At 72.7% G+C, this 9,537-nt stretch carries 10 protein-coding genes; 4 read left to right on the forward strand and 6 right to left on the reverse strand.

Translation table 11 applies throughout. From position 1 onward, the window contains the following. Positions 1-81 precede the first annotated feature (81 nt). Positions 82-900 (forward strand): inositol monophosphatase family protein, encoded by an 819-nt coding sequence (locus tag ABTY61_RS11240; protein WP_350504697.1) that lies wholly within the window; start codon positions 82-84, stop codon positions 898-900. Between the two features lie 66 nt (positions 901-966). Here ABTY61_RS11240 and ABTY61_RS11245 read toward each other — a convergent pair whose 3' ends face one another. From ABTY61_RS11245 to ABTY61_RS11270, 6 genes are all read right to left on the reverse strand, one after another. Next, positions 967-1,848 (reverse strand): amidohydrolase family protein, encoded by an 882-nt coding sequence (locus tag ABTY61_RS11245; RefSeq protein ID WP_350504698.1) that lies wholly within the window; start codon positions 1,846-1,848, stop codon positions 967-969. Further along, a complete protein-coding gene (locus ABTY61_RS11250; RefSeq protein ID WP_350504699.1) occupies positions 1,845-3,479 on the reverse strand; it encodes an acyl-CoA dehydrogenase family protein in 1,635 nt (544 codons plus the stop codon). The genes ABTY61_RS11245 and ABTY61_RS11250 overlap by 4 nt, the downstream gene beginning before the upstream one ends. Continuing rightward, on the reverse strand, positions 3,463-4,173 hold the full coding sequence (locus ABTY61_RS11255) for a TetR/AcrR family transcriptional regulator (RefSeq protein WP_350504700.1): 711 nt from the start codon (positions 4,171-4,173) through the stop codon (positions 3,463-3,465). Before ABTY61_RS11255 ends, ABTY61_RS11250 begins: the two co-directional genes overlap by 17 nt. 137 nt (positions 4,174-4,310) lie before the next feature. Next, positions 4,311-5,804, reverse strand: a complete 1,494-nt coding sequence (locus ABTY61_RS11260) for a S28 family serine protease (protein WP_350504701.1) — start codon at positions 5,802-5,804, stop codon at positions 4,311-4,313. Between the two features lie 322 nt (positions 5,805-6,126). Next, positions 6,127-7,008, reverse strand: a complete 882-nt coding sequence (locus tag ABTY61_RS11265; protein ID WP_350504702.1) for a S1 family peptidase — start codon at positions 7,006-7,008, stop codon at positions 6,127-6,129. Positions 7,009-7,147: 139 nt separating this feature from the next. Further along, the gene (locus ABTY61_RS11270; RefSeq protein ID WP_350504703.1) at positions 7,148-7,777 is read right to left on the reverse strand and encodes a TetR family transcriptional regulator; all 630 of its coding nucleotides are present in this window, start codon (positions 7,775-7,777) and stop codon (positions 7,148-7,150) included. Positions 7,778-7,911: 134 nt separating this feature from the next. On the opposite strand from ABTY61_RS11270, the gene ABTY61_RS11275 reads away from it, so the two are divergent. The 3 genes from ABTY61_RS11275 to ABTY61_RS11285 all read left to right on the forward strand — a co-directional run bounded on the left by ABTY61_RS11275 (position 7,912) and on the right by ABTY61_RS11285 (position 9,461). Continuing rightward, positions 7,912-8,067 carry a hypothetical protein gene (locus ABTY61_RS11275; protein WP_270151505.1) on the forward strand — a complete coding sequence of 52 codons (156 nt, stop codon included), beginning with the start codon at positions 7,912-7,914 and terminating at the stop codon, positions 8,065-8,067. Positions 8,068-8,110: 43 nt separating this feature from the next. Then, positions 8,111-8,434, forward strand: a complete 324-nt coding sequence (locus ABTY61_RS11280; RefSeq protein WP_350504704.1) for a DUF4190 domain-containing protein — start codon at positions 8,111-8,113, stop codon at positions 8,432-8,434. Positions 8,435-8,570: 136 nt separating this feature from the next. Next, positions 8,571-9,461, forward strand: coding sequence for a metallophosphoesterase family protein (locus ABTY61_RS11285; RefSeq protein WP_350504705.1), 891 nt, complete (start codon positions 8,571-8,573; stop codon positions 9,459-9,461). The last annotated feature ends 76 nt before the right edge of the window (positions 9,462-9,537 follow it).

A 9,537-nucleotide genomic window follows, 5' to 3' on the forward strand; every position in this document is an offset into this window, starting at 1 on the left:
GAGCCGGACAGGACAAGGAACCGGGCACGGGACCGGGTACGGAACCGACGACGCGACCGAAGATCAATCGAGGAGCAGGGCATGGACGAGCAGGTCAAGGAACTGTGGACGCTGGCGGAGGCCGTGGAGGCGGCGGTGCGCGAGGTCGGTGCCGAGCTGGTTGCGGCCCGGCCGACCGAGCCGACCCCGGGGCGGACGGTCGAGGAGGCGATGGCGCGGTTCGCCGAGCTGGACGGCCCGGCCGCCGCCGGGCTGCGCGAGCGGCTGACCGCGCTGCGCCCGCAGGCCGGGTGGCTGCCGGAGGAACTGGACGGCTCGGTGCCCGCCGAGGGCGAGTGGTGGGTGTGCGACGCGACCGACGGCGCGGTGCAGTACCTGCTCGGGCAGCCGCACTGGGCGGTGACGGCCGCCCTGGTCCGCGACGGCGCGGCGGTGCTGGCCGTGGTGCACGCCCCGGAGCTGTTCGGCGCGGGCCGGACCTACCGGGCAGTGCTGGGCGGCGGGGCACAGCTGGACGGCCGGCCGATCGCGCCGTTGGAGCGGGAGTTGGCGGCCACCGTCGCCGCCACCAGCCAGCCGCCGCTGGTCGCCGCCGACCCGGTGGCGCTGCGCCGGGCCGGCGAGTCGCTGTCCGCGATGGCCGGCGCGGTGCTCGCGGTGCGCAACCTCGGCCCGACCGCGCTGCAGGTGGCCCAGGTCGGCTCCGGGCACCTGGCGCTGTTCTGGCAGTACGGGCAGGACGCGGGCAACCTGCTGCCCGGCGCCCTGGTGGCGAGCGAGGCGGGCGCGACGGTGACGGACGCCGCCGGGGCGGCCTGGACGGCCGACTCGGACGGCTTCCTCACCGCCGCGCCCGGGCTGCACGCCGACGCGGCGGCGGTGCTGCGCGTCGTCGGGTGAGGCCTCAAAGTGGGGCCTCAAGTGGGGCCTCAGGAAAGGCCCTTGGGTGAGGTCACGAGTGCGGCCTCAGCTGAGACCGAACAGCGCGGCCGCGTTGTCGTGGCAGACCGCCCGCAGCCACTCCTCCCCCAGCCCCAGCCCGACCAGCGCCTCCAGCTGGTGGACGTACCGGTACGGGATGTTGGGGAAGTCGCTGCCCAGCAGGACGCGCTCCTGGAGCCCGCGCAGGCGCGGCAGTTCGTCGCGCGGGAAGGGCACGTCGGCCTCGGCGAAGTCGGTGAACGCGATGGTGGTGTCCAGCCGGACGGCCGGGTGGCGCTCGGCCAGGTCCAGGAAGTCCCGGTACTCGGGCATGCCGAGGTGGGCGACCACCAGCACCAGGCCCGGATGCCGGTCCAGCACCGCGCCGATCGGACCGGGACCGGTGAACTTGCCCGGCACCGGCCCGGATCCGCAGTGGGTGACGACCGGGGTGCCGGTCTCGGTGAGCAGCCCCCAGACCTCGTCCAGCCGGGTGTCCGTCGGGTCGTAGCCGCCGACCTGGAGGTGCGCCTTGAACACCCGTGCGCCGTCCTCGATCGCCCGGGCCACGTAGCCGGCCGCCCCCGGTTCGGGGAAGAAGGTCGCGGTGTGCAGGCAGTCCGGGGTACGGGCGGCGAACTCCGCGGCCCAGGCGTTCAGCCAGCCGGCCATGCCCGGCTTGTGCGGGTACAGCATGGAGGTGAACGCCCGGACGCCGAAGTCCCGCAGCCGGCGCACGCGTTGTTCCTCGGCCTCGCGGTAGGTGATCGGCCAGGGCCGGTTCACCAGCGGGCCGGCCGCGTCGAAGTACGCCCACACCTTGTCCAGGACGTTCTTCGGCATGAAGTGGGTGTGCACGTCGATGAGTCCGGGCAGGCCCAGACCCTGCCAGAACTCCCGTACGCCTGCCGCCTCCTGGTCGCTCATGCGGTCACCGGGCGGGCGCGGTCGATGATCTCGGCGGTGTCGACGCCGGGCGGCAGGGTGCCGAAGGCCGCGCCGTGGTCGCCGCCGAGCCGGCTCGCGCAGAAGGCGTCGGCCACCGCCGGGCTGCCGTAGCGGACCAGCAGCGAGCCCTGGAAGGCCAGCGCCATCGACTCGACCAGCCGCCGGGTGCGGTACTCCAGGTCGCCCGAGTCACTGAACTGCTTGCGCAGTTCGGCGACGGCCGCGTCCAGTCGGCGGTCCGCCCCGGCGGCCGCGTCGAGTTCGCCGAGGAAGGCCTCGACCGTCTCCGGGCGCTTGGCCATGGCGCGCAGGGCGTCCAGGGCGGCGACGTTGCCGGAGCCCTCCCAGATCGACACCAGCGGCGCCTCGCGGTAGAGCCGGGGCATCCCGGACTCCTCCACGTAGCCGTTGCCGCCCAGACACTCCAGCGCCTCGGCGGAGTGCGCCGGACCGCGCTTGCACACCCAGTACTTGGCCACCGCCAGGCCCAACCGCCGTACCAGCGCCTCGGTTTCGTCCCCGGCGAGGGTGCGGTCGGTGGCGTGGGCCAGCCGCATCGCGACGGCGGTGGCGGCCTCGGACTCCACCACCAGGTCGGCGAGCACGTTGCGCATCAGCGGCTGGTCGACCAGCGCCTTGCCGAACGCCCGCCGGTGCAGGGCGTGGTGGACCGCCCGGGTGGCGCCGTAGCGCATGCCGGAGGCGGCGCCGACGGTGCAGTCGAGGCGGGTCATGTTGACCATCTCGATGATGGTCTGCACGCCGCGGCCCTCCTCGCCGACCAACCGGCCGACCGCACCGTCGTACTCCAGCTCGGCGGAGGCGTTGGACTTGTTGCCGAGCTTGTCCTTGAGCCGCATCAGGTGCAGCCGGTTGCGGCTGCCGTCCGGGAGCACGCGCGGCAGCACGAAGCAGCTCAGCCCGCCGGGGGCCTGGGCGAGGGTCAGGAAGAGGTCGGACATCGGCGCCGAGGTGAACCACTTGTGCCCGGTGAGCCGGTAGGTGCCGTCCGGCTGCGGGACCGCCGTGGTGGTGTTGGTTCGGACGTCCGAGCCGCCCTGCTTCTCGGTCATCGACATGCCGGCGATCAGCCCGCGCTTGGTGCGCGGCTCGCGCAGCCCGTAGTCGTACTCGGTCGCGGCCAGCAGCGGCTCCAACTCGGCGGCCAGGGCGGGACTCTGGCGCAGGGCCGGGACGGCGGCGTAGGTCATCGAGATCGGGCAGGTGTGGCCGGCCTCGACCTGGCCCCAGACGAAGAACTTGGCGGCGCGGGCGGAGTGGGCGCCGGGCCGGTCGTCCCGCCAGGGCGCGGCGTGCAGGCCGTACGAGACGGCGGTGCGCATCAGCTCGTGCCAGTACGGGTGGAACTCGACCTCGTCGATCCGGTGGCCGAAGCGGTCGTGGGTGCGCAGCACGGGCGGGTTCTCGTTGGCCAGCCGGCCCCACTCGGCGGCCCGTTCGGAGCCCGCCAGGCGGCCGAGCTCGCGCAGCTCGGGCTCGGCCCAGCCGGCGCCGGCCCGGTGCAGGGCGGCGAGCAGGGTCGGATCGGCGGCGGTGTCGTGTCCGTACGGCAGGGGCACCTGGTTGGTGACCTCATGCGTCGCTGTCATCGCGTCCTCCCAGGGCACGCAGGGTGAAGGAGACCAGGGCGGGGACCACCTCGGTGGTGGCCCGCTGTGCAGTGGCGGCCCGCTGTGCATCGGCGGGCCGGGGCTCGGCGGGCTGAGACTCGGCGGGCTGAGACTCGGCGGGCCCGGGCCCGGGCTCGGAGGGCTCGGCTGCGAGCGGGCCGGCCAGGGCCTCGCCGACCGCGCCGACCAGGGCGGCGGCGGTCAGCACCGGGTCCTGCTCGGGGAGTTCGCCGGCCGCCACGGCGGCGGCGATCTCGGTGGCGATCACGTCCCGGAACGCCCGCCGGAACACCAGCCGCTCGGCGTCCACCACCGCGTCGGCGGGCTCCACCAGCAGCGCGTACGCCAGCCGGGGGGCGCGCAGGGCGCGGGCGGCGAAGGTCTCGACCACGGCGGCGATCCGCCGCCGCGGGGTGTCCCGGAGCGCCACGGCGGCGTTGACCGCGGCCATCTCGCGGGTGACCACCCGGCGGAACAGCTGCACCGACAGCTCGGCCTTGTTGGCGAAGTGCTGGTAGAGGCTGCCGGTGGCGATCCCGGCGCGGTCCGCCACGGCGGCCATGGTGCAGCCGCCGTAGCCGCGCTCGGCGAGCAGGCCGACCGCCGACTGCAGCACCGCCTCGCGCTGGGCGTCCAGTCGGGCTTGGACGGCGGGGGTGCGTCGATAGGCCATGGAAGCATTGAAGCACCGATTCACTGCTTCGGGGAGGGGGCGGGCGAGCAGAGCACAGGCGGAACGACGGGAGGCCGCCCCCACGTGGGGCGGCCTCCCGGTACTGCTCCGAGAGCTACGCGCTGCAGCGGGCGGCGCTACAGCGGGCGGCGCTCCTGCTCCAGCCGCTGGCCCTCGACGTCCAGCGGACCGAACGGCGCACCCGACTGCGGCGACCGGGCGAGCGAGCGGGCGGCGTCCTGGTCACCCAGACCGGCCCACTCCAGCACCTTGGCGGTCGCCTCCGCCGACTGGTCGGCCGGCAGCTTGCCGATGTTGGAGCCGTGGTTGCCGCCGGGCACGACGTAGACGTAGCTGTCGTCGCTGCCCCAGCCCAGGTGGAACGGCTTGGCGCCCCACGGGTCGTTGCCGCCGTAGACGAACATGATCCGCTCGCCCTCGTGCTTCACCCAGCGGTCGATGTCGGGCATCGCGTACGGGTTGAAGACGGTCGGGATCTCCTTCGGCACGTAGGAGCGGGCCCCGTAGAGCTCCTTGTAGTCGTAGTGCAGCTGGTCCTTCAGGTACGAGACGTCGAAGAACGGCGCACCCAGCTCGGTGGCGGCCTGGTAGTAGTACGCGGTGTACTTCGCCAGCGACTGGTCACTGTTGCCGGTGATGCCCGACTGCGCGTCGTACCAGGCGTACAGCTCGTCGTCGGTCGCGGTCGCGGCCACCGGGACCTTCGCGCAGTCCGACTCCAGGCTGTACTGCCAGAACGCCCAGACCACGTCGAGCGCGCCCGCCTCGTAGGCGCGGTCCGGGGTGCCGAGGGTGTTGAAGGTGGAACCCGCCGCCTTGTTGTCGGCGATGAAGCGGGGCTCCAGGCGGTCACGGCGCACCAGCAGCTCGCGCTGGGCGGCGTTCAGCTTGGCGCGGCACTCCGGGGTACCGACGTTGCGGAAGAACTCGGTGTACGCCGAGTAGTCGTTGACGTCGGTGTTGTTCGGCGCGACGTAGGCGATGGTGCCGGCCATGTCGTCCGGGTAGAAGCGGCGGTAGAAGGTCGACGACATGCCGCCCTTGCTGGCGCCGGTGGAGAGCCACTCCTGCTGGTAGATCCGCTTGAGCGCGGTCACCAGCTTGTGCGAGTCGGCGGCCTGCTGGCGGATGCCCGCCTTGGACCAGTCGGCCGGCTCGGGGCGGGAGGGGGTGAAGTACCGGTACTCGATGGAGATCTGGTTGCCGTCCACCAGCCGGGTCGGCTCGGTGCGGGACGGGCTGGTGCCCAGGGTGTAGCCGTTGGTGTAGAACACGGTCGGCCGGTCGTAGCCGCGGTGCAGCACGCTGAACCGCTGCTGGAAGGTGCCCAGCCAGGGGCGGAAGTGGTCGATCGGCTGGGTGTAGGTGGCCAGGAAGTAGCGGTGGCCGGTGGTGGTGGGCTTCTCCTCGGTGATCGTCACGCCGGGGATCGCCGCCAGGCGGTCCTTGATGTCGGCGGTCGGGTCGTCGGCGGGGCTCCGGCCGTGCGCCGCCCCGGAGGCCTCGGCGCCCTGGCCGGCGTCGGCCGAGGCCGGGGCGGCCAGGCCGCCGATCGCGAACATCGGTATCAGCAGGACGGACACCAACAGCCTCTTCAGCTTGGTGGTCATCAACTCTCCATCTGGTCAACGGACATGACAGCTACCTCGTCGGAACTACTCTGCGGTGCGGGTGGTGCGGCGGCCGCCCGGTGGACGGCCGAATGGGCCACCCGCCTGATCGCGGGTGGCCCATCGGGGAAAGGTGCTGGTCAGGGGGTTTCGCCTCGGTTCCGTCGACGGCCCGGGTGGTTGCTCGGATCACCGCCCGGGTGGCCCGGCCGGGTGGCCTGCCCGGGTGGCCCGCCCGCCGAGGGGGGTGCGGTGCGGGGGGCCGGGGCCCGGGCCCGGGCGGCTTACGAGGATGGTTGACGGGGGTGGTCTACGAGGTGGTCTACGGGCGGGCCAGGGTGCAGCCCGAGAGCGTGAGGTCGAGGGTGTTCCCGGCGGAGAAACAGGCCGGAATGATGTAGGTCTCCTGGGCGTAGCCGATGCCCTGGTGGACCGTCACCGCGCCGGACTGGTCGACCTCGCACGGGTTGTTGATCGTGCAGGACTCGCCGTTCTCGTTGATCGTGTTGTTGACGGCGACGACCTGACCGGTACCGGCGTCGACCACCGGCGAGCCGGAGGTGCCGCCGATCACGTCGCAGCCCGAGGTGTAGCGGACCGAGTCGTTCCAGGTCCAGCCCGCCTCCTTGAGCCGGTAGGCGAAGCCGTCGACCGAGCAGGAGTAGATCCGCTTCCAGTAGCCGGAGACCACCCGGATGTCGGCGCCCTGCACCGGGTGGTCGGCGGAGACCGTCAGCGGGGAGATCCCGGTCTGCGCCTGGATCGCGTCGTAGCTGGAGTCGAGCTGGTAGATCGTCACGTCGGTGCCGGTCATCGCGCTGTAGACCACCTTGGTGGCGTTCAGCGTGCCGACCTCATTGGCGGAGCCGTCGAGCAGGGTGAAGGTCCGGCTGGACGGCTGGTCGACGATCACCTGGCCCGGGCCCGGCAGCCCGGTCTCCAGGCAGTGGCCGTTGGTGAGCACCAGCCCGGGGTCGCTGCCGACCGAGCCGGGCATCCGGACCAGCGAACCGGAGCAGTTGCTCAGCGCCACGGTGCCGCTGAAGTCGACGGCGTCGAGGGCCCTGGCGGCCGTGGCGGCGTGCGCGCCCGTGGCCCGGCTGGTGACGTGTGTGGGGGTGGCCTGAGCCGGGGCGACTCCGGTCAGCGCGGTGGCTCCGGCGACCAGGATCGAGGCGAGCAAGCCTATGAGTGGCTTCTTCATGAGAGACCTCGCGGTGTGGGGTCCCCCAAAATTGGCGTGAACATGACGCCATGTCAAGGGGGCCACCGCACCGACCGGCCCACCGGCACACTAGGGCAAGCGGCCCACCGCCGTCAGGACTTCAGGCCGACCGGCACGCTCAACTCCCTTGCCAATGACGCCGACCAAGGCTGATCAGGCGCAGCTGCAGCCGGGCGGTGGCGGCGATCCGCTGCTCGCGGGCGGGATCCGACTCCTGGGCCTCCAGGAAGGCGGAGGCCGTCGACACCATGTGGTCGACGTACAGCTCGGCGAGCATCCGCAGATCCTGCGCACTCCAGTCCTTCGAGACCGGCTGGAGCGCCAGGGCGGAGCCGACCTCGGCGGCGAAGCGGCCCAGCTCGGCGTCGATCGCCTCGCGTACCTGCCGGACCCCGCCGTGCCGCTCGCGCGACAGGAAGCGCACGTGCGGCTGGTGCTCGCGGACGTGCCGCTGGATCACGTCCACCGCACGGTCGATCAGCTCCTCCGCGCCGCCGGCCTCGGTGAGCACCGAGCGGATCATGACGTGCAGGCTCGCCAGCGACTCCTCGACCAGGGCGACGCCGAGCGCGGCGAGGTCGGGGAAGTGCCGGTAGAAGGCGGCCGGGGACAGCCCCGCCTCCCGGGTGACCTCGCGGACGCCCAGGCTCGCCAGGTTCTGATCGGCCAGCAGGTGCAGCCCGGCGTCCAACAAGGCCCGGCGGCTCTGCTGCTTCTGGGCCTGTCTGACCCCCACGGTGTGATTCACGCCATTCAGTAAACAGTCGTTTGCCGAACTTGGCCAGCCGGGCGTACAGTGAGGCTCGAAGTCAGTGAACACTTGTCAACCGAAACTCGGCGCAGCAGCCGCCGAGCCCGGCACCGCAGCCGAAGGAGCCAGCCGTGATCCTGTTCTCCGCACTGGTCGCCATGGGAGTCCTGATCGGCACCGCCGCCCACCTCCCCCTCCCGGTGTTCCTCGCCGCCTCCGCCGCCATTACCGCCTGGCTGCTCGCCTTCGGCGCCCGCGAGGGCATCGCCCGCCTGCGGCACCGCTGAACCCCTCGCACCGTCCACTCCCGCTGAGAGGACCACCACCGCCATGAGCACCATCACCGGCCGTACCGCCACCAGCCGCACCGTCTCCGGCCGGGCCGCCACCGACCGGGCCGCCGACGCGCGTCAGGGCACCGCCGAGGCCGACAACCTGGCCGTCGCCTCCTTCCTGCTCGGCCTTCCGGGCCTGCTGCTCTTCAACCTCGTGCTGGGCCCGATCGCCGTCACCCTCGCCACGCTGGCCCTGGTCCGCGGCACCAGCCGCCGCGGCCGCGCCTTCCTCGGCCTGGCCCTCGGCATCGCCTCGCTGACGATCCTCGCCGTCACCACCGCCACCTCCCACGGCGTGCTCATCGACCTCGGCTCCTGATCGGACCTCAACTCCCTTCCGGATCCAGCGGCTCCGCGGCCCCGCACGCCGATCAACTGCTCAGGCCCGCCCTGTCCAAGATCCCCGCCCGCCACGTAGGGTGGCTGCATCGGCCGGGTGACCACAGGGGGCAGGAGTGAGTACCGAGATCCGCAGCGGCGCACAGCCGAGGCCCATCGAGGCGGGTGGGGGCGGGCGACTGCTCGCAGTGAGCGATCTGCACATCTCCTACCAGGAGAACCGCGACCTGGTGGAGAAGCTCCAGCCCACCCACCCCGACGACTGGCTGCTCGTCGCCGGTGACGTCGCCGAACTCACCACCAGCATCGAGTGGGCGCTCGGCCTGCTCGCCGACCGCTTCGCCCGCGTGGTGTGGGCGCCCGGCAACCACGAGCTGTGGACCCACCCCGAGGACCCGGTCCAGCTCCGCGGCGTGGCCCGCTACAACCACCTGGTGGAACTGTGCCGCGCCCTCGGCGTCGTCACCCCCGAGGACCCGTACCCGCTCTGGCACGGCGCCGGCGGCCCTGTCCGGATCGCCCCCCTCTTCCTCCTGTACGACTACACCTTCCGCGCCCCGGGGACGACCACCAAGGAGGAGTCCCTGGCGGCCGCGTACGAGAGCGGCATCGTCTGCGCGGACGAGCGGATGCTCCACCCGGACCCGTTCCCGGACCGCGACTCCTGGTGCCGCGAGCGCGTCCGGCTGACCGAGCAGCGGCTCGCGGCCTGTGACCCGGACGTCCCGCTCGTCCTGGTCAACCACTACCCGCTGGTCCGCCACCCCACCGAGGTCCTCTGGTACCCCGAGTTCGCCCAGTGGTGCGGCACCGAGCTGACCGCCGACTGGCACCGCCGCTTCAACACCGCGGCGATGATCTACGGGCACCTGCACATCCCGCGCAAGACCGCCTACGACGGCGTCCCGTTCCAGGAGGTCTCGCTCGGCTACCCGCGCGAGTGGCGCAAGCGCGGGCTGCCGGACCCGCTGCTGCGGGAGGTGTTCCCGCAGGTCACGGTGGGCTGAGCCAGGTGACCCCGGCCGGGTGGGAGGCCCTCGTCGACGAGTCGGGTCGATCACCCAGCGGCGCGGGCCGGAGCCC

The sequence above is a fragment of the Kitasatospora sp. NPDC096128 genome (assembly GCF_040303105.1).
Taxonomy (GTDB): domain Bacteria; phylum Actinomycetota; class Actinomycetes; order Streptomycetales; family Streptomycetaceae; genus Kitasatospora.

What these genes read in the sequence shown, in the direction of transcription:
- ABTY61_RS11240 (WP_350504697.1), top strand. Translation starts at nt 82, where the DNA reads ATGGACGAGCAGGTCAAGGAACTGTGGACGCTGGCGGAGGCCGTGGAG.
- ABTY61_RS11245 (WP_350504698.1), bottom strand. Translation starts at nt 1,848, where the DNA reads ATGAGCGACCAGGAGGCGGCAGGCGTACGGGAGTTCTGGCAGGGTCTG.
- ABTY61_RS11250 (WP_350504699.1), bottom strand. Translation starts at nt 3,479, where the DNA reads ATGACAGCGACGCATGAGGTCACCAACCAGGTGCCCCTGCCGTACGGA.
- ABTY61_RS11255 (WP_350504700.1), bottom strand. Translation starts at nt 4,173, where the DNA reads ATGGCCTATCGACGCACCCCCGCCGTCCAAGCCCGACTGGACGCCCAG.
- ABTY61_RS11260 (WP_350504701.1), bottom strand. Translation starts at nt 5,804, where the DNA reads ATGACCACCAAGCTGAAGAGGCTGTTGGTGTCCGTCCTGCTGATACCG.
- ABTY61_RS11265 (WP_350504702.1), bottom strand. Translation starts at nt 7,008, where the DNA reads ATGAAGAAGCCACTCATAGGCTTGCTCGCCTCGATCCTGGTCGCCGGA.
- ABTY61_RS11280 (WP_350504704.1), top strand. Translation starts at nt 8,111, where the DNA reads ATGAGCACCATCACCGGCCGTACCGCCACCAGCCGCACCGTCTCCGGC.